Annotated in this window: 20 protein-coding genes; 9 read left to right on the top strand and 11 right to left on the bottom strand. The window is 59.5% G+C overall.

Going from position 1 to position 22,620, the window contains the following annotated elements:
* The first annotated feature begins 133 nt into the window (after window positions 1–133).
* Window positions 134–583, top strand: coding sequence for an EVE domain-containing protein (locus tag AB4P90_RS28300; RefSeq protein WP_395605533.1), 450 nt, complete (start codon window positions 134–136; stop codon window positions 581–583).
* A 115-nt stretch (window positions 584–698) separates the two neighbouring features.
* Here AB4P90_RS28300 and AB4P90_RS28305 read toward each other — a convergent pair whose 3' ends face one another.
* A complete protein-coding gene (locus tag AB4P90_RS28305) occupies window positions 699–1,106 on the bottom strand; it encodes a flagellar basal body-associated protein FliL (RefSeq protein ID WP_014720413.1) in 408 nt (135 codons plus the stop codon).
* A gap of 150 nt (window positions 1,107–1,256) precedes the next feature.
* Here AB4P90_RS28305 and AB4P90_RS28310 point away from each other — a divergent pair, with 150 nt between their 5' ends.
* From AB4P90_RS28310 to glpT, 3 genes are all read left to right on the top strand, one after another.
* Window positions 1,257–2,234: an NADPH:quinone oxidoreductase family protein gene (locus tag AB4P90_RS28310; RefSeq protein ID WP_137270692.1), complete on the top strand. Its 978-nt coding sequence runs from the start codon at window positions 1,257–1,259 to the stop codon at window positions 2,232–2,234.
* Window positions 2,235–2,477: 243 nt separating this feature from the next.
* Window positions 2,478–3,779 carry an IS4 family transposase gene (locus tag AB4P90_RS28315; protein WP_074059269.1) on the top strand — a complete coding sequence of 434 codons (1,302 nt, stop codon included), beginning with the start codon at window positions 2,478–2,480 and terminating at the stop codon, window positions 3,777–3,779.
* Between the two features lie 177 nt (window positions 3,780–3,956).
* Window positions 3,957–5,294, top strand: a complete 1,338-nt coding sequence (glpT, locus tag AB4P90_RS28320) for a glycerol-3-phosphate transporter (RefSeq protein WP_014720415.1) — start codon at window positions 3,957–3,959, stop codon at window positions 5,292–5,294.
* Here glpT and AB4P90_RS28325 read toward each other — a convergent pair.
* Together AB4P90_RS28325 and AB4P90_RS28330 are read right to left on the bottom strand one after the other, a co-directional pair.
* Window positions 5,291–5,944 carry a gamma-glutamylcyclotransferase gene (locus tag AB4P90_RS28325; protein WP_395605534.1) on the bottom strand — a complete coding sequence of 218 codons (654 nt, stop codon included), beginning with the start codon at window positions 5,942–5,944 and terminating at the stop codon, window positions 5,291–5,293. The two genes, glpT and AB4P90_RS28325, sit on opposite strands and share 4 nt — an antisense overlap.
* Before the next feature lie 27 nt (window positions 5,945–5,971).
* Window positions 5,972–8,359 (bottom strand): TonB-dependent receptor plug domain-containing protein, encoded by a 2,388-nt coding sequence (locus AB4P90_RS28330; RefSeq protein WP_395605535.1) that lies wholly within the window; start codon window positions 8,357–8,359, stop codon window positions 5,972–5,974.
* 327 nt (window positions 8,360–8,686) lie between these two features.
* Between AB4P90_RS28330 and AB4P90_RS28335 the strand changes: the two genes are divergently transcribed.
* Window positions 8,687–9,169: a hypothetical protein gene (locus AB4P90_RS28335; RefSeq protein WP_014720418.1), complete on the top strand. Its 483-nt coding sequence runs from the start codon at window positions 8,687–8,689 to the stop codon at window positions 9,167–9,169.
* 60 nt (window positions 9,170–9,229) lie between these two features.
* Here AB4P90_RS28335 and AB4P90_RS28340 read toward each other — a convergent pair whose 3' ends face one another.
* The 6 genes from AB4P90_RS28340 to AB4P90_RS28365 all read right to left on the bottom strand — a co-directional run bounded on the left by AB4P90_RS28340 (window position 9,230) and on the right by AB4P90_RS28365 (window position 16,503).
* Window positions 9,230–10,198: a CDP-6-deoxy-delta-3,4-glucoseen reductase gene (locus tag AB4P90_RS28340; RefSeq protein WP_060766870.1), complete on the bottom strand. Its 969-nt coding sequence runs from the start codon at window positions 10,196–10,198 to the stop codon at window positions 9,230–9,232.
* Entirely contained in the window at window positions 10,198–11,664 is a 1,467-nt protein-coding gene (gene ubiD, locus AB4P90_RS28345) for a 4-hydroxy-3-polyprenylbenzoate decarboxylase (RefSeq protein ID WP_003195329.1), read from the bottom strand. Before ubiD ends, AB4P90_RS28340 begins: the two co-directional genes overlap by 1 nt.
* A 59-nt stretch (window positions 11,665–11,723) precedes the next feature.
* Window positions 11,724–13,706: an acyltransferase family protein gene (locus AB4P90_RS28350; RefSeq protein ID WP_395605536.1), complete on the bottom strand. Its 1,983-nt coding sequence runs from the start codon at window positions 13,704–13,706 to the stop codon at window positions 11,724–11,726.
* Window positions 13,707–13,863: 157 nt separating this feature from the next.
* Window positions 13,864–15,123 (bottom strand): transcription termination factor Rho, encoded by a 1,260-nt coding sequence (gene rho, locus AB4P90_RS28355; RefSeq protein ID WP_003176825.1) that lies wholly within the window; start codon window positions 15,121–15,123, stop codon window positions 13,864–13,866.
* Between the two features lie 234 nt (window positions 15,124–15,357).
* Complete coding sequence (trxA, locus tag AB4P90_RS28360) at window positions 15,358–15,687, bottom strand: thioredoxin TrxA (protein ID WP_014720421.1); 330 nt, start codon at window positions 15,685–15,687, stop codon at window positions 15,358–15,360.
* A 120-nt stretch (window positions 15,688–15,807) separates the two neighbouring features.
* Entirely contained in the window at window positions 15,808–16,503 is a 696-nt protein-coding gene (locus AB4P90_RS28365) for a FadR/GntR family transcriptional regulator (RefSeq protein WP_014720422.1), read from the bottom strand.
* Window positions 16,504–16,759: 256 nt separating this feature from the next.
* Between AB4P90_RS28365 and AB4P90_RS28370 the strand changes: the two genes are divergently transcribed.
* Genes AB4P90_RS28370 through AB4P90_RS28385 form a run of 4 tightly spaced genes read left to right on the top strand, consistent with a single transcriptional unit; the run spans window position 16,760 to window position 19,599 of the window.
* Entirely contained in the window at window positions 16,760–17,545 is a 786-nt protein-coding gene (locus tag AB4P90_RS28370) for a transporter substrate-binding domain-containing protein (RefSeq protein ID WP_014720423.1), read from the top strand.
* Window positions 17,546–17,559: 14 nt separating this feature from the next.
* The gene (locus AB4P90_RS28375) at window positions 17,560–18,228 is read left to right on the top strand and encodes an amino acid ABC transporter permease (RefSeq protein ID WP_395605537.1); all 669 of its coding nucleotides are present in this window, start codon (window positions 17,560–17,562) and stop codon (window positions 18,226–18,228) included.
* Window positions 18,225–18,875, top strand: a complete 651-nt coding sequence (locus AB4P90_RS28380; protein WP_020301810.1) for an amino acid ABC transporter permease — start codon at window positions 18,225–18,227, stop codon at window positions 18,873–18,875. Before AB4P90_RS28375 ends, AB4P90_RS28380 begins: the two co-directional genes overlap by 4 nt.
* The gene (locus tag AB4P90_RS28385; RefSeq protein ID WP_395605538.1) at window positions 18,862–19,599 is read left to right on the top strand and encodes an amino acid ABC transporter ATP-binding protein; all 738 of its coding nucleotides are present in this window, start codon (window positions 18,862–18,864) and stop codon (window positions 19,597–19,599) included. The genes AB4P90_RS28380 and AB4P90_RS28385 overlap by 14 nt, the downstream gene beginning before the upstream one ends.
* Here the strand turns inward: AB4P90_RS28385 and AB4P90_RS28390 are convergent.
* Both AB4P90_RS28390 and AB4P90_RS28395 read right to left on the bottom strand, forming a co-directional pair.
* The gene (locus AB4P90_RS28390; RefSeq protein WP_108538234.1) at window positions 19,571–20,146 is read right to left on the bottom strand and encodes a hypothetical protein; all 576 of its coding nucleotides are present in this window, start codon (window positions 20,144–20,146) and stop codon (window positions 19,571–19,573) included. The two genes, AB4P90_RS28385 and AB4P90_RS28390, sit on opposite strands and share 29 nt — an antisense overlap.
* Window positions 20,112–22,613: a fimbria/pilus outer membrane usher protein gene (locus tag AB4P90_RS28395; RefSeq protein ID WP_395605539.1), complete on the bottom strand. Its 2,502-nt coding sequence runs from the start codon at window positions 22,611–22,613 to the stop codon at window positions 20,112–20,114. Before AB4P90_RS28395 ends, AB4P90_RS28390 begins: the two co-directional genes overlap by 35 nt.
* Window positions 22,614–22,620: the final 7 nt, after the last annotated feature.

Genomic DNA, 22,620 nt, shown 5'->3' on the forward strand with positions numbered 1-22,620 from the left:
CAGCTGCGTCAAGCTTAAAAGCGCGCATTCTGCGGTAACGTGAACCAACACGCAAACCTTGACGCCAACCGACTGTCGGTTTGTCATGCAATTGCCCGACAACTTACCCAATGCCTTTTTCAGGAGCCCAACCATGGCCTACTGGCTGATGAAATCCGAGCCCGACGAACTCTCCATCAACGGCCTGGAAAAGCTCGGCGAAGCGCGCTGGGACGGGGTACGCAACTATCAGGCGCGCAACTTTTTGCGCGCCATGGCCGTGGGCGACGAGTTTTTTTTCTATCACTCCAGTTGCCCGGAGCCAGGGATTGCCGGCATCGGCAAAATCATCCGGGCCGCCTATCCGGACCCCACTGCGCTGGAACCAGAAAGCCACTATTTCGACGCCAAGGCCACCCCGGAGAAAAACCCGTGGAGCGCGATCGATGTCGCACATGTGCAAACCTTCTCCAAGGTGCTGGGGCTCAGCTATCTAAAACAGCAAACTGCACTGGCTGAAATGCCGCTGGTGCAAAAGGGCAGTCGGCTTTCGGTCATGGCGGTCACACCGGAGCAGTGGGCAGCGGTCCTCCAGTTGCTTTAATTGAAACTGGCTTCTTGCGGTGCCTGTCACGGCCTCTTCGCGGGCAAGCCCGCTCCCACACTGGAAATGCGAACCCCTCTGGGAGCGGGCTTGCCCGCGATAGTCGCGCAGCGACTTACTGGATGATCAGGTTGTTGAACAGCAGGTCTTCTACCACTGGCTTGCCGGTTTCATCATTCATCACCTGCTGCGTTTGCTTCAACGCTTCCTGACGCAGCTTTTCCTTGCCTTCCACACTGCTCATGGTCTCGTTGGTCTGCTGGGTAAACAGCGCCACCAGTTGGTTGCGAATCAACGGGTCGTTGGCCTTGACCAACTTCGCCGCCTCATCACCCGTCACGCGCAGTGCAATGTCGGCTTTGTAGACCTTGAGCTTGGCGGTGCCATCCAGGCCGTAATTGCCCACGAACGGCGGGCTCAGGCTGATATAGCTGACCTTCGGCGCCTCGCCCTCTTTGGCCTCTTCGGCCTGGGCTGCCATCGGCAAGGTCAGGGCCAGCATCAACAGGATCCACGCTTTCACAGTTCATTCCTCGAATTCGGTTGCCGGGTAGCATAACGCTAGCAAGGCTGAGCACAAGCTTATGGAGGCTTATCAGGCGCGGGCATGCTCGTTGACCCACGGGCGTACCCTCCTACACTTATCGGCCACGACGCCAAAAGGAATAGTCCGATGAAAGCTGTGCTGTGCAAAGCCTTCGGCCCCGCCGAAACCCTGGTGCTGGAAGAGATCGCCAGCCCCGCGATCAAGAAGAACGAAATCCTGTTGGACGTGCACGCGGCCGGGGTGAATTTCCCGGACACGCTGATCATCGAAGGCAAATACCAGTTCAAGCCGCCCTTTCCGTTCTCACCCGGTGGTGAAGCGGCAGGCGTGGTCAGTGAAGTGGGTGAGAAAGTCAGCCATCTGAAAGTCGGGGACCGTGTGATGGCGCTGACCGGCTGGGGCAGCTTTGCCGAGCAGGTCGCGGTGCCCGGCTATAACGTGCTGCCGATCCCGCCGAGCATGGATTTCAACACCGCCGCCGCCTTCAGCATGACCTACGGCACCTCCATGCATGCGCTGAAACAACGCGCCAACCTGCAACCTGGCGAGACCCTGCTGGTGCTTGGCGCGTCCGGCGGCGTGGGCTTGGCCGCCGTGGAGATCGGCAAGGCCATGGGCGCCCGGGTGATTGCCGCCGCCAGCAGCGCCGACAAGCTCGCAGTGGCCAAGGCGGCCGGCGCCGATGAGCTGATCAACTACAGCGAATCCAGCCTCAAGGATGAGGTCAAGCGCATGACCGATGGCAATGGCGCTGACGTGATTTACGACCCGGTGGGGGGTGACCTGTTTGACCAGGCCATTCGTTCGATCGCCTGGAATGGGCGCCTGTTGGTGGTGGGTTTCGCCAGCGGGCGTATTCCTGAACTGCCGGTGAACCTGGCGTTGCTCAAGGGCGCAGCGGTGGTCGGGGTGTTCTGGGGTTCGTTTGCCCAGCGCCAACCGCAGGACAATGCAGCGAATTTCCAGCAGCTGTTCACCTGGTATGGCGAGGGCAAGCTCAAGCCGCTGGTGTCGCAGGTGTATCCGCTGGAACAGGCCGCCCAGGCGATCAATGATCTGGGACAGCGCAAGGCGGTGGGTAAAATAGTTGTCCAAACCCGATAACACACCTGAAATGCAATCCATGTGGGAGCTGGCTTGCCTGCGATAGCGGTGGGTCAGCTGCTACAGATGAAGCTGACCCACCGCTATCGCAGGCAAGCCAGCTCCCACAGTAGTTACTTCGCGGTCTTAGGACCAGCCCTTTCAAGGTCTTCTGTAAAATCCCCTGAAATTCATTCAGGGGGTACCTAAACGATGTGGGCGGAAGTTCTAGCGCGTTTCGAGAAAAAAGCACCTGCCAGTGTCATGGCCAAACTGGCGCTGCAGCAGGCTATTGCCCCCGAGTGGATTGATCAGGTTTTCGAAGAACACCGGCAACGGCAGTATTCTCGTGAGCTATTGTTCTCGACCATCATCAAGCTAATGTCCCTTGTTTCATTGGGCTTGAAGCCATCTCTGCACGCCGCCGCGCGACAACTGGAGGACCTTCCGGTCAGCCTGGCGGCTCTCTACGACAAGATCAGTCGTACCGAGCCTGCTCTGTTGCGCGCCCTGATTACGGGCTGTGCACAGCGCCTGGCTCCAACCATCCGGGAGCTGGGCTGCACGGCGATGCTGCCGGGTTGGCAGGTTCGGGTAGTGGACGGTAATCATCTGGCATCCACTGAAAAACGTCTGGGAGCTTTACGCAACGAGCGCGGCGCCGCTCGTCCCGGTTTTTCGGTTGTTGCATACGATCCCGATCTGGATCAGGTCGTCGACCTTCAGGCGTGTGAGGATGCCTACGCAAGCGAGCGCGTTTGTGTGCTGCCTTTATTGGCCAATGCCGAGCCAGGCCAAGTGTGGCTGGCTGACCGGCTTTATTGCACGCTCCCGGTTATGGAGGCTTGTGAGCAAGTCCAAACTTGCTTTGTCATTCGTCAGCAAGCCAAGCATCCACGCTTGATTCAAGAGGGTGAGTGGCAAGAGCCAGTACCTGTGGAAACTGGCACTGTGCGTGAGCAGATCATCCAGGTCAAAGGCGGTTACCAATGTCGGCGTGTCGAACTGACGCTTCATTCGCCAACGGACTCCGGCGACAGCAGCTTGATGTTCTGGAGCAACCTGCCTGAGAGCGTCAGTGCGCAACAGATCGCCGAACTGTATCGCCGCCGCTGGAGCATTGAAGGTATGTTCCAGCGACTGGAAGCGATCCTGGAAAGTGAGATCGAAACCCTTGGCAGCCCAAAGGCTGCCTTACTGGGGTTCGCAACGGCGGTATTGGCTTACAACGTCCTGGCTGTTCTCAAACGCAGTGTTGAACAAGCTCATCGGGATACCCAGCCTGAAGGATGGGAAGCCTCGATTTACCATTTAGCGGTTCAGGTCAGGAGTGGATATGAGGGAATGCAGATTGCGCTGCCCTCGGAACATTTTCCTGTCATTCCGTTGGAAAAACTGGCTCAGCACTTATTGGCGCTTGCCAGAAATATCCAACCTAAACAAGTTGCGAAAAGCCCCCGTGGCCCCAAGGTACCCAAGCCCAAAACATGGGTTAAAGGCACCGCGGTGAATGCGCATGTTTCAACGGACCGGATAATCAAGGCTGCCAAGACGAAAAGACCTTGAAAGGGCTGGGTCTTAGGACCTAACCACGACCATCACTTATCTATAGGCGACATGTTCGTAAAAGAACATGCAATTGCTCTCGTTTCCTGTGTTTGCGGATAAGAGGCGATGCTATTTTCGGTAACGAAACTGTAACATTCGCATCCGCAGTCAAAACAAGAAATTTGGAGCTCTTGAATGTTTGCTTTCTTTCGTCCTGCCGCACACCAGGCGCCCCTGCCTGAAGAAAAAATAGACAGTACCTACCGACGGCTGCGCTGGCAGATCTTCGCGGGTATTTTCTTTGGTTACGCCGGCTACTACCTGCTGCGTAAAAACTTCTCCCTGGCCATGCCCTACCTGATCGACGAGGGTTACACCCGTGGTGAACTGGGCCTGGCAATGTCGGCGATCGCGATTGCCTACGGCTTGTCCAAGTTCCTGATGGGCCTGGTGTCCGACCGCTCCAACCCACGTTACTTCCTGCCCTTCGGCCTGCTGGTTTCGGCGGGGGTGATGTTCATTTTCGGTTTCGCGCCTTGGGCAACCTCCAGCGTGACCATGATGTTCATTTTGCTGTTCATCAACGGCTGGGCCCAGGGCATGGGCTGGCCGCCAAGTGGGCGGACCATGGTGCACTGGTGGTCGCAGAAAGAACGCGGCGGCGTGGTGTCCGTGTGGAACGTGGCGCATAACGTCGGGGGTGGCTTGATCGGCCCGCTGTTCCTGCTCGGCATGGCGTGGTTCAACGACTGGCATGCGGCGTTCTACGTGCCGGCCACCGTGGCCCTGGCGGTGGCGGCGTTTGCCTTCATCACCATGCGCGACACCCCGCAATCGGTGGGCCTGCCGCCTATCGAGCAGTACAAGAACGACTATCCGGAAGGTTACGACGCCAGCCACGAAGACGAATTCAGCGCCAAGGAAATCTTCGTCAAGTACGTGCTGCGCAACAAAATGCTCTGGTACATCGCCTTCGCCAACGTGTTCGTCTATCTGTTGCGTTACGGCGTACTGGACTGGGCGCCGACCTACTTGAAAGAAGCCAAGCACTTCACGGTCGATAAGTCGTCCTGGGCGTACTTCTTCTACGAGTGGGCAGGTATCCCGGGTACGCTGCTATGCGGCTGGATGTCGGACAAGATCTTCCGTGGCAACCGCGGCCTGACCGGCATCGTGTTCATGGCCCTGGTGACAGTGGCAACCCTGGTTTACTGGCTCAACCCGCCGGGCAACCCGATGATCGACATGATTGCGCTGTTCTCCATCGGCTTCCTGATCTACGGCCCGGTGATGCTGATCGGCCTGCAGGCACTGGAACTGGCTCCGAAGAAGGCCGCCGGTACCGCAGCAGGCTTCACCGGCTTGTTCGGTTACCTGGGCGGTTCGGTAGCGGCAAGTGCCGCCATGGGCTATACGGTTGACCATTTCGGCTGGGACGGCGGCTTTGTACTGTTGATCAGCGCCTGCGTACTGGCGATCGCGTTCCTGATCCCTACGCTGTGGCACACCAACAGTGTCAGCTCGGCGCGTTAACCGCCCAGGCAATCCTTGGCACAACGCTTGAGCCGCGCCTCCAGGTTTTTATCTGGCATGGCGTGGCTACGCAGGGCGTTCACGGTCTGCTCGACATAATCGCGAGTCGTACCGTAACGCCCGCAAGCGCTTTGCAGTACATGATTAAGCACGATATCGGGCAAGTTGCCGGCATAGCTGGGCAAATGCCGCTCCAACACAAACCCCAACGCCTGGACGGTGCTGCCATCTTCCAATCGGCAACTGAGCCAGTGCGGCCGGTACGAGGGGTAAGGCATCTCACGCTGCCACAGGGCGTAAAGCGAGGCCTCCAACTGGTCCTCCCGCAAGCGGTAGGCAAACCCGCTGCAGGAACCACCGCGATCCAACCCAAACACCAGCCCCGGCAGCTCCGGCGTACCGCGATGCTCGTGTGACCACAAATACAAGCCACGGTGATAACCGTGAACCCGTGCACGTACCCGCTCGGTCGACGAGCATTCAGGGCGCCAGATCAGCGACCCATACGCAAACAGCCACACCGGCCCACCCTTGTGCCGAGCCATGGTGGCTTGCATCGAGCTCATCAATTGTTCGTGAGTGAGTTGCGGCCCCAGATCGAGCCGCGGAGGGTAAGCCAATTGCAGAAGATCGGTTTCAATGGCGGTCATGGCGAAAAGCGGTGCGCCTCCTGTGTGTTACCAGTTGTAAGCGACTTTACCGTAATAGAACGCGCCGCTGTAACCGTACGGCGAAAAAGTGCTGTAGGCGAGGTTGCCGCCGCTGCTGGCGAAGGCGTTAACCTTCTCCGGGTACTTATCGGTGACGTTGTCGCCACCCAGGGTGAAGGTCCAGTTCTTCAACTTGTAATCCGCCGACAGGTCCAGCACCCAGGCGGCCTTGAAGGTCTGATCGTTGACCTTGTCCGTCTGATAACTGGTGAACTCACCATAGCGCACCAGGTTAGTGTGCAGCGCCCAATTACCGAAGGTGAAGTCATTGCCCAGGCTCAGCTTGTGCTGGGGCGTGGTATCGCCCAGCAAACCGATACGCTCGCGGCGGTCCACCCGCACCAGGTTGGCCCCCAGGCTGTCGAGAATCGCGGGGTTGGCTTTCACGTCGGTGACTTTGGTGTGGTTGTAGTTGTAGCCCACGGTACTGTTCCAGCGAATGCCGTTATCGAGCTGGTAGCGATAGTTGGCTACCAGATCGACGCCATCGGTGCTGGTGTCCGTGGCGTTGGTGAAGTAACGGGCCGTGGTGTAGTTGATATTGCCGACGCCATTGGCTTGCAGGTAGGCCACCGTGGCCGGGTTGAGATTGAGGTTGGACGACAGGCTGATGCGGTCGCGGATGTCGATGCGGTACACATCGAGCGTGACGGTCAGGTCATCGGCCGGCTCGAGCACCAGGCCGAGGCTGTAGTTGCGCGACTTTTCGGCCTTGAGGTCTTCGGCACCCAGCAGGCGCGCGACCTGACGGTTGGCCGGGAAAGTGCCGGCTTCCTGGATGGTGCTACCGATCAACTGCGATGAGGTGTAGGCAAAATTCTGCTGGGCAAGGGACGGCGCACGGAAACCGTTGGAGATGCTGCCGCGCACGGCCACCTGGGGGGTGAAGTCGTAGCGGGCCGACAGCGAGCCGCTGACGTTGGAACCAAAGTCACTGTAATCCTCATGGCGCACGGCAGCCGAGGCGCTGAGCTTTTCGGTGAAGTTGGTTTCCAGGTCCAGATACTGCGCCCAGTTATGCCGCGTGCTGGTACCGGCATCGGCATCGCGGAAACCACCCAGGCCGGAGCTGCCGGTCTGGTAATAGGACGCGGGCTCGCCCGCCTCGATTTCATAGCCCTGATGCAGGTACTCACCGCCGAACGCCACAGAGACCGGATACGGCAGAAAGCCCACATCGAATTCACGGGACAGGTCCAGGCTGACTTGCTTCTGATCGTTGCTCAGTGTGCCGTTATTGAATTTACGCGGCGTCGCGAGGCCCAGTGAGGTGTTGATGGTTTCAGTCCCCAATTCGTACTGGTTCTTGCCGTAGTTGGCCGACAAGTCGTAATGCCAGTCGTAGGCCAGCAGGCCGCGCAAGCCCACTACCAGCGAGGTGTCTTCCAGGTTGCCTTTGATCAGTGGCAGGTAGCCGTTGGGGTTGAGCGCCTTGATGTTGTTGGACGCGTTGCTTGCCCGGTAGAAGGCTGCCGTTTCACCGCGCCGCTTGCTGTAGCCACCGAAGGTGTAGAACTCGGCGGCATCGTTGAAGGCATACTCCGAGTTGAACTGGAATTTGCCTTCATTGGTGGCCGGCTCACCTTGGCGGAACACACGCTGGCCGTAAGTAGTAGAGCCGATGCTGCCGGAGCGGTAGTCGTTGCCGGCGCGGTTGGTGTAATCGTTGTCGGCGCCTTCGGCAGACAGGTTGATAAAGCCATTGTCGCCCAATGCCAGGCCCGTATTACCGCTGACATTACGCTGGATGCCGTCACCCTTTTTGTACTCGCCAAACTTGCTGGAAACCGAGCCGCCATGGTCGGCGTGCTTGAGGATCACGTTGATCACCCCGGCGATCGCATCGGAGCCGTAACGGGCAGAAGCGCCGTCGCGCAGCACCTCGATATGGTCCACCGCCGACAGCGAGATGGCATTCAAGTCTGCCGGAGCCGAACCGCGCCCAACCGCACCGCCCAGATTGACGAAGGCACTGGTATGGCGACGCTTGCCGTTGACCAGTACCAATACCTGGTCCGGCGACAAGCCGCGCAACTGCGCCGGACGCACGAGTTCGGCGCCGTCCACCAGGCCTGGTCGGGGGAAGTTGATCGACGGAATCAGGCGCGCTAATACGGCACCCAGCTCATCGGAGCCGGTGCTGCGCAGGGTTTCACCGGAGATTACGTCGATTGGCGACAGCGATGCACTGGCGGTGCGCTCTTGGGCGCGGGTGCCGGTGACGATCACGGTGTCGAGTTTAGGTGCATCAACCGCAGAAGTTTCGTCTGCCAGAACTGGATTGAATCCCACAACGGTCAGCAAATTTGCCGACAAAATCGCCGTGTATAGCGCGTGTTTCCTGTAGCTGCCCATACCGCTCCCCTTTGAATCAAAAATAGAACTGCAATGCGCGAAGTTCGTACGATCGATCCGGCTGGCGGGCGGTGGCGGTCAGTATCTGGTTATGGTCGGTGAAGTCGGTAGTCCGTTGCGATATAGCTTAAAGATATTCATCAACCAGAATAAATACCTTAAAAGAATAAGCAAAAGCATAAGCACACTCGCCCATTCGTCAGGATCCACGCGGCTAATCCCGGTACTTTCAGCCCCGGTTCAGCCTGGGCGGGTGCCAAGCCGTCAAACTGACGCGCCTATAACGACCCACTTAGCCGCTCATCAAATCGACTACCGAGGTCGCCCATGAAAAAATTCCGATTGCCTGGCCTGCTATTGCTTGCCCAGGCCACCACAGCACTGGCTAGCGAAACGCCAACGGTCACTGACGACAAAGGCTTCTGGTACGCCCAGACCAGCATCTACACCCGGCACTTTGCACCCGACCCGCAACACAACAACAAACAGGACTTGATCGGCCTGGAGCGCAATGAGGCGTCGGGCCTGGTGTATGGCGGGGTGACCTTTCGCAACTCGTTCCGCCAACGCTCGTACTACGCCTATGCGGGCAAGCGCTATGACATGGCCGACTATCCGGTGTATGCGAAGTTGACCGGCGGGCTGATCCAGGGCTATCGCGGCGAGTATCGCGACAAGATCCCATTGAATCGTTTTGGCGTAGCGCCAGTGATCATTCCATCGGTGGGAACGCATTACGGGCCGGTGGCGGCTGAGCTGGTATTGCTCGGGTTCAACGCGGCAATGGTGACGACTGGAGTGCGCTTCTGACACAGCACGGTCGCGGGTGGGAGCTGGCTTGCCTGCTCCCACATTATTCAGCGCAAGGTGTTAGGGCCTTGGGGCGTAGGCAAACACGTCAGCGCGCATCCGGTGAGCATCCATACCGGCGTCGACCAATGCATCCAAGGTGCCATAAATCATCGCCGGTGAGCCGCTGGCGTAGACATGTACCGTGTTGAGGTCGGCAATGTCTTCGCACACCACTTCATGCAGCAAACCGCAGCGCCCTTCCCAGCCACACAGGTCGCTGACCACTTTGTGCAGGAACAGATTGGGCAATTGCAGCCACTGATTCCAGTGCTCGATCTGGTAGAAATCTTCCGGGCGCCGTACGCCCCAATACAGGTGCACCGGGTGCTTGAAGCCCGAAGCGCGGCAGTGCTCGATCAGGCTGTGCATCTGCGCCATACCGGTACCGGCGGCCATCAGCACCAGCGGCCCGTCCGGCAACTCGGCCAGGTGGGTGTCACCGAACGGCAGTTCCACACGAGCCATCTGGTTGCGCTGCAATTGTTCGATCAGGTTGCGCGCACTGTCTTCGCGCACCAGCACATGCAGCTCCAACTCACGCCCGGCATGGGGCGCAGAAGCCAGAGAAAACGCCGACTTTTCGCCGTTCTCCCGTTCGAGCATCAAGTATTGCCCGGCGTGGTAACGCACCGCCTTACCGGCCGGGGCGCGCAGGCGCACACGCCAGACATCGCCGCCGACTTCCACGCACTCGATCAATTGGCATGACAATTTGCGCAACGGCAACTCTCCTGGCGCCAGTACGCCATCCCACAACACAATGCAGTCTTCCAGGGGCTCGGCGATGCAGGTGTAGAACTCACCATGATCGCGCACTTCCCCGGCTTGGCGTACCCGGCCCTCCACCAGCAACGCCGCGCAGACATGGCACACGCCATTGCGACAGGCCTGAGGGCACTCATAGCCCAGGCGACGGGCGCCCTCGAGGATTCGCTCGCCAGGGGCCAGTTCCAGCACAGCACCGGAAGGTTGCAGGGTTACACGCATCAATCTATTCCCAATTCTTTCCAGATCGCATCGACCCGCGCCGTGACGGCTTCATCCTTGACGATCACCCGGCCCCACTCACGCGTGGTTTCGCCCGGCCATTTGTGCGTGGCATCCAGGCCCATCTTTGAGCCAAGGCCCGATACCGGCGACGCGAAGTCGAGGTAGTCGATAGGCGTGTTGTCGATCATCACCGTGTCGCGCTTGGGATCCATGCGCGTGGTGATGGCCCAGATCACGTCGTTCCAGTCCCGGGCATTGATGTCGTCGTCGGTGACGATAACGAACTTGGTATACATGAACTGTCGCAAAAACGACCACACACCGAGCATTACCCGCTTGGCATGCCCCGGATACGACTTCTTCATGGTGACGATGGCCATGCGATACGAACAGCCCTCGGGCGGCAGGTAGAAGTCGGTGATCTCAGGGAATTGCTTTTGCAGGATCGGCACGAACACTTCGTTGAGCGCCACACCGAGGATGGCCGGCTCATCGGGCGGACGGCCTGTGTAGGTACTGTGGTAGATCGGCTTGACCCGATGGGTGATGCGCTCGACGGTGAACACCGGGAAGCTGTCGACTTCGTTGTAGTAACCGGTGTGGTCGCCGTACGGGCCTTCATCGGCCATTTCACCTGGGTGAATCACGCCTTCAAGGATGATTTCGGCGGTAGCCGGCACTTGCAGGTCGTTACCGCGGCACTTCACCAGCTCCGTGCGATTACCGCGCAACAAGCCGGCGAAGGCGTACTCGGAGAGGCTGTCAGGTACGGGAGTGACGGCACCGAGAATGGTCGCCGGGTCGGCACCCAGGGCCACGGACACCGGGAACGGCTTGCCGGGATGCTTCTCGCACCACTCACGAAAGTCGAGGGCGCCGCCACGGTGGCTGAGCCAGCGCATGATCACTTTGTTACGGCCAATGACTTGCTGACGGTAGATACCGAGGTTCTGGCGATCCTTGTTCGGGCCCTTGGTGACAGTCAGGCCCCAGGTGATCAACGGGCCGACGTCGCCGGGCCAGCAGGTTTGCACCGGGAGCATGGCCAGGTCGACATCATCGCCTTCAATGACCACTTCCTGGCACACCGCGTCCTTGACCACCTTGGGGGCCATGGCGATGATCTTGCGGAAGATCGGCAGTTTGGACCAGGCGTCCTTCAAGCCCTTGGGCGGCTCGGGCTCCTTGAGAAAGGCCAGCAGCTTGCCGATCTCACGCAGCTCGCTGACGGACTCGGCGCCCATGCCAAAGGCCACGCGCTCGGGAGTACCGAACAGGTTGCCCAGCACCGGGATATCAAAGCCGGTCGGGTTTTCGAACAACAGCGCCGGGCCCTTGTTGCGCAAGGTGCGGTCGCAAATCTCAGTCATTTCCAGCACCGGAGAAATCGGCATCTGGATACGTTTCAACTCTCCGCGCTGCTCAAGTTGCTGCACGAAATCCCGAAGATCCTTGAATTTCATTAACCATGCCACCCGTAAAATAGGCGTACATCCTACCTGCTCTGAGGGCGGCTGGCAGCTTAATTGGCCGTCAATCCACGTGATTGCAACGAACTGAACAACGGTTCCAGGAAGGCTTCGATGTGTCGCGCGCCGACGTCCGAAAGATGGTTATCGTCGGTATACAACGCGCGGCCATTGAGTTCGACCCGGCACAACCCATCGGCGCCGCACAGTAATGGCGCGGGGTCCAGCACCGCGACACCGCTGTCGGCAGCCGCCAATTCATCAAACAATTGCGTGATAAAGGCCTGGCGCTTCACATGCTCGGCCACGGCGAGCCCTTCACCGTCCACGGGCCGGTTCATCATGGCCAGGCGGCTGAGACGGTAAGGCACGATGATTTCCTGCAGCGGCACTTCCTTGACCAACCAGACCTTGTGGCCGGCAGCGCGCAAGTCCCGAATGCGCTCGCGCAGGCCCTGGGCAAAGCGTTGTTCGGCGACGGCACGCACATACTGGCCGGTGCCAGGATCTTTGAGTGCATGCTCCTTGTCACCGGACATTTGCCCATACACATACAGGCTCCAGCGGGCGGCCAACACCACATCGCTGAACGTCTGCTCGGCCATGGCCTTCTCGACGCGCCGGTTGAAATGCGCGCAGCGGGCAATATTTTCCAGGCCATCGAGGGGAATACAGCCGGCAAAACTGGCTTCGACCAGGCTGATATCGTGACGATCAGCGCCCTCTTTGAGTGCCGGTATCAGCGCGGTAGCGTGACTGTCACCCCATACCAACGCCGAAACCGATTGGTCTTTCGGGCCGAAATGGCAGAACAAGCGTTCATCGGGCGTATCTTTGTCGGCCATGCACGCCAGCAGGTCAGGGCTCCACTTCTTGGCCTGGGCAAAACGCAACGCCTGTTCGGACAAGCGCGAAGGCACGCCGTCAGCTTCGCGTATCGCAAGGCCAGTGAAGCCCAGCCCCAGAATGCCGACCATGGCTGACGCCAGAATCGCCTTACGCGAAGCCAGCAAACGTTTTTCCCGGAACGGCGTTTCCACGAAGCGCCAGGACAGATAGCCCAGCACCAGCGAAAGCAGCATCAGCCCCCCCAGTTCCAGCGCGCTCAAGCCATCCACCGCGGCGTAGTTGGCGTACACGAATACCGGCCAGTGCCAGAGGTACCAGGAATAAGAGATCAGCCCGATACCCACCATGATCCGCGTGCCCAACAGGCGAGCGACCCAAGTCTGTTGCTGGCCGTTGGCCCAGATCAACCCGACCACACCCAGCACAGGCAAAAACGCAGTCGCGCCTGGGAACGGCGTTTTCGCGTCGTAGCCCAGCACAGCGATGAGGATCAATGCCAGGGAAGCCAGGCTGATCCCTTGCGCCAAGGCCGGCGACGCGCGCCACTCACGCTTGGGCTGCACCGCCAGCATCGCACCGGCCAGTAGCTCCCAGGCCCGTAGATGCAACAGGAAGAAAGCTTTCTGTGGCTCATGCTGAACCGCCCAGACGCTCATGCCAAACGACGCCAGCAGCACCGCGAACAATGCCAGGCGCCAGTGCTTCAAACGGCTGGAAAGCAAGGTCAACAGCAATGGGAAGAAAATATAGAACTGCTCTTCTACCGCCAATGACCAGGTATGCAACAGGGGTTTGATGTCTGATGAAGCATCGAAATAGCCGTGCTGGCGCGAGAACAACAGGTTCGAGGTAAAAGTCACCTGATAATGCGCAGACCGCCCCAACTCTTCATAGTCCTTGGGCGCCAACAGAAACCAACCCACTGCCAGTGTCGCCGCGATCATCACAAACAGGGCCGGCAAGATACGCCGGGCACGGCGAGCCCAGAAGTCGATGAAGCTGAAGCGTCCGGCTTGACGCTCACGCCAGATAATTGACGTAATCAGAAAGCCCGAGATGACGAAAAAGACGTCAACGCCAACAAAACCGCCAGTAATGCCAGGGACACCAAAGTGGAACAACACGACTGCAAGGACAGCGATGGCACGCAGGCCATCGATGTCTCTGCGGTAAGCAAGGGTGGTCATAAGAATGTGGTCAGTCTGCGACGAAAGGGATGAGCGAAGTCACGCGTCAATTTTTGTTACTTAACGGATACTTATGCCACAAAAATCGCAGAATCTCGACGCAAAAAAAAATGGCCCCCCATTAAGGGCGCCATTTTTTTGGACCTGAAACGCTGTATTACTTGCGTTTCATCGACAGGAAGAACTCGTCGTTGGTCTTGGTGGTTTTCAGCTTGTCGATCAGAAACTCGATGGCAGCGACTTCGTCCATCGGGTGCAGCAGCTTGCGCAGGATCCACATACGCTGCAGTTCGTCGTCTGCGGTCAGCAGCTCTTCGCGGCGGGTGCCGGAGCGGTTGATGTTGATCGCAGGGAACACACGCTTTTCAGCGATGCGACGGTCCAAAGGCAGTTCCATGTTGCCGGTACCCTTGAACTCTTCGTAGATCACTTCGTCCATCTTCGAGCCGGTTTCAACCAGCGCGGTGGCGATAATGGTCAGCGAGCCGCCTTCTTCGATGTTGCGCGCAGCGCCGAAGAAACGCTTTGGTTTTTCCAGGGCGTGGGCATCGACACCACCGGTCAGCACCTTGCCGGAGCTCGGGATCACGGTGTTGTAGGCGCGGGCCAGACGAGTGATGGAGTCGAGCAGGATCACCACGTCTTTCTTGTGTTCGACCAGGCGCTTGGCCTTTTCGATCACCATTTCTGCAACCTGCACGTGGCGGGTTGGCGGCTCATCGAACGTCGAGGCAACCACTTCGCCGCGCACGGTGCGCTGCATCTCGGTCACTTCTTCCGGACGCTCATCGATCAACAGTACGATCAGGTGAACTTCAGGGTTGTTACGTGCGATGTTCGCTGCAATGTTCTGCAGCATGATCGTTTTACCGGCTTTCGGCGGTGCGACGATCAGGCCACGCTGGCCTTTGCCGATTGGAGCGCAGAGGTCAATCACACGACCGGTCAAGTCTTCGGTGGAGCCGTTACCGGCTTCCATCTTCATGCGCACGGTCGGGAACAGCGGCGTCAGGTTCTCGAAGAGAATCTTGTTTTTCGCGTTCTCGGGGCGATCGAAGTTGATCGTGTCGACCTTGAGCAGGGCGAAGTAACGCTCGCCTTCCTTCGGAGGACGGATCTTGCCAACGATGGTGTCACCGGTGCGCAAGTTGAAGCGACGGATCTGGCTCGGCGAGACGTAGATATCATCTGGGCCGGCGAGATAGGACGCATCTGCAGAGCGGAGGAAGCCGAAGCCGTCCTGGAGAATCTCCAGCACGCCATCACCGGAGATTTCCTCGCCGCTTTTCGCGTGCTTCTTGAGCAGGGAGAAAATCACGTCCTGCTTGCGCGAACGGGCCATATTTTCTATGCCCATTTCTTCGGCCAGTTGGAGCAGGTCGGTAATCGGCTTTTGCTTGAGTTCAGTCAGATTCATATAGGAATGACGTAATCATTTATGGAGGGGGGAAATTAAGCTTTTGGCTTAATGAGGCCGCGCCGCAGAGAAGGCGACAGGATCGCGTACTAATCGAAAAGGAATGCGTCGGCGACGGCTTGCAGGGGGCAGTGGAGAAACCACTGCGGGGCCGAATGTACCACCTGGATTTCGGAGCGTCTAGCCCTGTTTTACGAAAAAGCCCCGCAATTTGCGGGGCTTTTTTGACGACGCTTAGAGGCTCGCGTCGAGGAAAGCTTGCAACTGGGACTTCGACAGAGCACCCACTTTAGTCGCTTCGACATTGCCGTTCTTGAACAGCATCAGGGTCGGGATACCACGCACGCCATGCTTGGCCGGGGTGTCCTGGTTCTCGTCGATGTTCAGCTTGGCAATGGTCAGCTTGCCTGCGTAGGTGGTTGCAATGTCGTCCAGGACCGGAGCGATCATTTTGCAAGGGCCGCACCATTCAGCCCAGTAGTCAACCAGCACCGGGCCGTCAGCCTTGAGGACTTCGGCTTCAAAGGTCGCGTCGGTGACGTGCTTGATAAGATCGCTGCTCATGGATGTCTCCGGATTGTAAGCAAAAAAAACGTTGCCCATCATAGCCGCCCTTCCCCTGTTCAGGAAGCCGCGTCTGATTGAGTCTTGCTATGAGGTTGAATGAGCGTGGGTATGACTCTGTCACGGCGTGGCGGGCGTCATGAACGCAATGCCCGTGCGCAACGCTGCATTACGTATATGTTCCTGCATGGTTTTCTGCGCCGCCGTACTGTTGCGGCGGGCCAGGGCGCGCAGGATTCTGCGATGTTCCTGCCAGGTTTCCATGGCCCGTTCCGGCCGGATGAACGGTAGCTTCTGACTTTCCAGAAACACCTCGGCGCTGGCGCTCAGGATGCTCACCATGGCCTGGTTACCGCTGGCCAGCAGAATACGCTGATGAAATTCGAAGTCCAGGCGGGCGGCCGCTTCGAAGTCGCCCGCCTTGAGCACTTTGCGCATGGCTTGGACGTTGTCTTGCAGGCTGTCCAGTGCATCGAGGGTCAGTGTCACTGCTGCCAACCCCGCCGCAAACCCCTCCAAGGCGTAGCGCAGCTGGAAGATATCCGGCGGCGTGGCCTGCGCCGCGAAGGGCCAGGCGAACCCCGGTGCCTCTTGCACGTCCTGCACGAACACGCCCTTGCCCGGCTGCACGTTGACCACGCCCAAAGCGCTGAGGGACGACAGCGCCTCACGCAACGACGCCCGGCTCACCCCCAATTGCAGGGCCAGGTCGCGCTGGGATGGCAGCGCGTCGCCCGGCCCAAAGCCTTGCTCCTTGATCAGTTTGCGGATGGCCTGCAAGGCCGCTTCCGGTACGGCTTGGGCAATGGAATTCATAAAAAGCTCAGGGTTCCCGATAGCGTGTGTGACCCGTTGTAAAACTATTCATAGCTGGCTGCAAGCCACGCCCCAAAGGCGCTCGCGGCTTTTTGCAAACGCTCGAAAAGGGTGCTGGAAACCTGACCACTGTTCAGACCAGTAAGACCACTGCACCTCAACAAACATCAGCCTTGCAGACGATCCGAACGGTGCTGGCATGGGCTGTGCACTGGGCAAACTCAGAAAATTCCTTCGCCTTTTTCGGAGAGTTGCCATGACCAAGCGCTACAGCGCCCTGCTCACTGCCCTGTTTGCCAGCCTGATGCTGAGCCAGGCACCCGCCCAGGCGAGTGGTCTGGATGACATCGTCGCTCGTGGCACCCTGAAGGTTGCCGTCCCCCAGGACTTCCCGCCGTTTGGTTCGGTCGGCCCTGACATGCAACCCCGGGGCCTGGACATCGACACCGCCAAGCTGCTGGCCGACCAACTCAAGGTCAAGCTGGAACTGACGCCGGTCAACAGCACCAACCGCATACCGTTCCTCACCACTGGCAAAGTCGACCTGGTTATTTCCAGCCTGGGCAAGAACCCCGAGCGCGCAAAGGTCATCGACTTCTCCAACGCCTACGCGCCGTTCTACCTTGCCGTGTTTGGGCCGCCTGATGCCGCCATCGCCAGCCTCGACGACCTCAAGGGCAAGACCATCAGCGTGACCCGTGGCGCCATCGAAGACATCGAGCTGACCGCGGTAGCGCCCAAGGAAGCCACGATCAAGCGTTTTGAAGACAACAACTCCACCATCGCCGCCTACCTGGCCGGCCAGGTCGACCTGATCGCCAGTGGCAACGTGGTCATGGTGGCCATCAGCGAACGCAACCCCAAGCGCGTACCGGCACTGAAGGTGAAACTCAAGGATTCGCCGGTGTACGTAGGCGTGAACAAGAACGAGCCGGCGCTGCTGGAAAAGGTCAACCAGATCCTGGTGGCAGCCAAGGCTGACGGCAGCCTTGGGAAAAACGCGATGCAGTGGCTCAAAGAACCGCTGCCTGCCGACCTCTGACGCGGAGCTCAAAGATGGCCTATCAATTCGACTTTGTGCCGGTGCTGGCCAATACCGACCTGCTCCTGCGTGGCGCGCTGTTCACCCTTGAGCTGACGGCCATTGGCGCCATCCTCGGCGTGGCCCTGGGCACTGTCGGCGCCGTGGTACGGGCGTGGAAGATCCAACCGTTTGCGTGGGTCTTTGGTGTGTATGTCGAGTTGATCCGCAACACACCGTTCCTGGTGCAACTGTTCTTCATCTTCTTCGGCCTGCCATCCCTCGGGTTGAAAATTACCGAGTGGCAAGCCGCCGTGCTGGCGATGGTGATCAACCTGGGGGCCTACTCCACCGAGATCATCCGTGCCGGCATCCAGGCCATCCCACGGGGGCAACTGGAGGCGGCCGCGGCACTGGCAATGACGCGCTTTGAAGCGTTTCGCCATGTGGTGCTGCTGCCGGCCCTGGGCAAGGTGTGGCCCGCCCTGAGCAGCCAGATCATCATCGTGATGCTCGGTTCGGCGGTGTGTTCGCAGATTGCGACTGAAGAATTGAGCTTTGCCGCCAACTTTATCCAGTCGCGTAATTTCCGTGCCTTTGAAACCTATGCCCTGACCACCCTGGTGTACCTGTGCATGGCGCTGATGATTCGCCAATTGCTCAACTGGATCGGCCGACAGTTTGTCATGAGGAACAGCCGATGAGTGATTTTTCGTTCTGGGACATTGTGCGCAACCTGCTGACCGGCCTGCAATGGACGCTGTTGCTGTCATTGGTGGCGTTTGTGGGCGGCGGCCTGATCGGCTTATTGGTGATGACCCTGCGCATCAGCCGCAAAGCGTTCTCACGCAATATGGCCCGCACCTATATCGAACTGTTCCAGGGCACGCCACTGCTGATGCAGCTGTTCCTGGTGTTTTTCGGCGTTGCCCTGCTTGGCGTGGACATATCGCCCTGGCTGGCAGCGGCAATTGCCTTGACCCTGTTTACCAGTGCCTACCTGGCTGAAATATGGCGCGGTTGCGTCGATTCCATTGCCCACGGCCAATGGGAAGCCTCGGCCAGCCTGGCCCTCAACCCGCTTGAACAACTGCGCTATGTGATCCTGCCCCAGGCGCTGCGCATTGCTGTCGCGCCGACGGTGGGCTTTTCGGTGCAGGTGGTCAAAGGCACCGCCGTGACCTCGATCATCGGCTTCACCGAACTGACCAAGACGGGCGGCATGCTCGCCAACGCCACCTTTGAACCCTTCATGGTCTACGGCCTGGTGGCCCTCGGTTACTTTTTGCTCTGTTACCCCTTGTCCCTCAGTGCGCGCTACCTGGAAAGGAGACTGCATGCCTCTGCTTAGAATTTCTGCCCTGCATAAGTATTACGGCGATCACCACGTACTCAAGGGCATCGACTTGACGGTGGACGAAGGCCAGGTGGTCGCGATCATCGGCCGCAGCGGCTCGGGCAAGTCCACCTTGCTGCGCACCCTCAATGGCCTGGAGTCGATCAACGACGGTGTAATCGAAGTCGATGGCGAATACCTCGACGCCGCCCGCGCCGACCTGCGCAGCCTGCGGCAGAAGGTCGGCATGGTGTTCCAGCAATTCAATCTGTTCCCGCACCTGACCGTGGGCGAGAACGTGATGCTGGCGCCGCAAGTGGTGCAGAAAGTGCCCAAGGCCAAGGCCGCCCAACTGGCCAGGCAGATGCTGGACCGGGTCGGGCTGGGCGAAAAATTCGACGCCTTTCCCGATCGCCTGTCCGGCGGCCAGCAACAGCGCGTCGCCATTGCCCGCGCCCTGGCCATGTCGCCCAAGGTGCTGCTGTGCGACGAGATCACTTCAGCCCTGGACCCCGAACTGGTCAATGAAGTGCTGAGCGTGGTGCGCCAACTGGCCCAGGACGGCATGACCCTGATCATGGTGACTCACGAAATGCGTTTTGCCCGTGAGGTCGGCGACAAGCTCGTGTTCATGCACCAGGGCAAGGTACATGAAACCGGTGACCCGAAGATACTGTTCGCCAACCCGAAAACGGCCGAGCTGGCTAACTTCATTGGCTCGGTGGAACAGCCGGGCTAACCAGTTCGAAACGGCCCTGCCCTTCAAGGTGGGCCTGCGTGCGTACCATCAACGCGTCGAAGGGCAGTTCGGTGTCAATATCGACCTGGGCGGTGAGCCTGCGCCCTGTCACCGGCACACCTGAGACTCGCGCAATCAAGGCCTGGCCGGGTAACAACTGGCCGCTGGCCGACTCATCAGGTGCTTGAGCAGACGACCAGCCGACTGCTCGCCCGTCGACCTGGGCATGCTTGAGACGCAAGCGCAAACGCCCCTCACGACCAAACCGAAACCCTTGCCCATCGGCAGGCGCTGCGACAAAACGCAGGGCCATTGCCGCCGGCTCCGCGCAGAGTACGGTCATGCTGAACGTGCGGGTAGCCAGCACCACAGCGGCATTTTCAACCACTGCATCCCGGTATATCGGCCCATAGTCGATGCGCGACTGGCTCAGCGATAGCCGACAGTTTTCAGCTTGCGCATCAAGTGCTGCCAGCAACATGCATAACAGGGCCAAGGGCAGGCTTGCACGCTTAACCACCCTGGCACACCGCCGATACCGCTTCATAGAATTTGTCATTGTCAGGCTTGGCCTCGGGGTCGATGTGCAACAGGCAAGTGGAAGAGTCCGGCAATGAAACTTTCAGGCTTTGCGACTCGGAGACGTCGTTGAGGAAAATCATGCCCTCGCCCACCACACTGGTGATGAAGCGATTGCCCTTGCCCAAGACCGAGGCGCCCTGAGGCAATGGTCGGCCGTGCTGATCGTTGGCGGTTACCAGCATCCGGCGTACTTTCACCACGTCAAAATCCACGTTATTGAACGAGCCTCGGCCTGCCGCAAGGACCTGGGTGCCGTTTTTCAGGTCCACCCGTTTGGGCAAGGAAGGGGTCTGCACCTGGACGCGGCTGTTGGTGTAGGCCGGCAAGCCGGCGATTACCGCCTGGCCGCTGAAGTCGGTCCATACCGGGCCTTGTGGCGTCTCGACTTTCGCCGAGCCGATATCGCCGACCGAGACGATGCCGAACGTGTCCTGCACGCTGTAGGGCGAAAAGGTCAGCCCGCCTTCGTGAGCCACCGCACCACCCTGCCATTGGCCGGTGTAGCTGGTGCCCAGCGGGTCACGGCTAACGCCCAGGCCCACTCGCGTATAGCGTGGCAACAAGTCCACTTGCCCACGCAACGATTGCTCCCTGGCCCGCATGTCACGCTCAACTCCCACTTCGTAGTTCACATACTCGTTGACCCGCTCGCTCAGTGCAGTGCCAGCGGTAAATTGCTCCCCACGGCGGCTGGTGTAGCTGCTCACACGGCGATCGCCGCCCAGCGGCACGCTGACCTGCAACCGCAGGGACACATCGTTATCCACGGCACGATCACGCCGGCTGCCAGTATAGGTGGCGTCACGGCCAGCCCGTGAACCCCCTACCTGTGAATCAGCGATCAGCGCCACATCGGCATGGCCAAACGACTTGTTCCATGAGGCAAACACATGCTCGCTGGTTTGCCCGCCAAATTGAGCGCTGCGGGTGTAATTCAAAGAAAATACGCCCAGCGTGGGGTCGGCCCAGCTCACGCCCGCGGTGTACTGGTTTTTAAAGTGGGAATCGAGATCATCGGCCCTGAGCGACTGGCCCACTTCAGTGACTTCACGGTAACCACGCGTCTGGGTAGTGGCGCTGAGGTTGACGTCGATATTGGCCCCGACCGGGCTGCTCAGTGACAGGCTGCTGCGTGAGCCGGACACGGCTTTCTGGCTGTCCCGGGACAGGTTATGGCGTGCGTTGACAGAAACCCGCTGGAAAAACACGCTGCTCAGGGAGCCCCCTGCCGCCCAATAGTCATCGGTACTCAACAAGCCAAAACCCGCAGACGAGTGGCTCCCCAGCCCCCAGGTACCACTGCCCATGGCGATCACCGGTGAAGGCCCTTCCTCACCCGCCGTTCTGCGCAACTCGCCCACCGACAAATAGTATCCAGGCGCCGCCGGGGTAGCCCCCGCGAACGATGCCGCCGGCACCACGAAACTGCGCTTGGCACCCCGCACGTCAATTACACTGACCTCAAGGTCGCTGGTGGTGTTAAGCAGGGGCAAGCCCGTCAGCCGGAACGGTCCTTCAGGCACCAACGTACTGTGGACCAACACACCGGACTGGCGTATTTCGACCCGCGATTGGCTTTGGGCCAACCCCTCGACCACTGCGTTATTGCCGCCTGCGGGTGTTCTGGCCTGCCCATCGGGGGAGAACTGCACGCCCGACAGTTGGATCCCGCCAAACAACGGGTTATTGCTGGAGATCTGGCCTGCCTGGAACGTCGACTGCAACCCGGCGATATCCCGCTGGGCATAAGCGTGCAAGTGTTCGGTACGGGTCTGGCCGTTGTCAGACACATAGAACTGGCGGCTGCGGACAATCCAGTCGTCGAGGTTGAAGCCCGCCTCTGTATAAGCCGACACGAACCGGCTGGGCCCACTGCGCAAATGGCTGTCGTAACCCAGCACGTCATAGTTGAACAACGCTGCCGCGCCGCCGTGGGAAAAATTCCCGCTTTCCCACTGGGGTTCGCGCAAGGCCTGGGTCGGCACCACCAGCACCACTTCGTCGTTGCCGGGGCGCAGCCGCACCATCGTCGCCGGGAATGCGCCGAGAAAGTCATGGCAGGCCTGGTCGGGCCTGGCGCCGGGCTGCAGGATTGCGCCGGGTTTAACCAGCCCGGCCTTCTCAAGTAAACCTGGGGTGAAACACAACTCACCCTGCGAACCAAACCGGGCATCCACCCGCCCAAGCGGGTTGCCATTGACCCGCAACCCCACCACCTGGACACCTTCGCGAAAGCGCGCCGCACTGCGAAAGTAATCGGCAACCTTGGGGTCTATGCCGTGGGTTGTGAGGGCCGCCAGGTCAAACCCTTCCCCGAGTTCCAGCGCGGTCGCCATACCAGGCAGACTCCAGAGCGCCGCAAAGCCGATGGATAACGTGGATCGACCGGGCCAGGCAGTACCGGCAATGTCGCGCCTCGAAGGAAGCCTCATGAACCGA

This window comes from Pseudomonas sp. B16120, assembly GCF_044218845.1.
Lineage (GTDB): Bacteria > Pseudomonadota > Gammaproteobacteria > Pseudomonadales > Pseudomonadaceae > Aquipseudomonas > Aquipseudomonas paracarnis.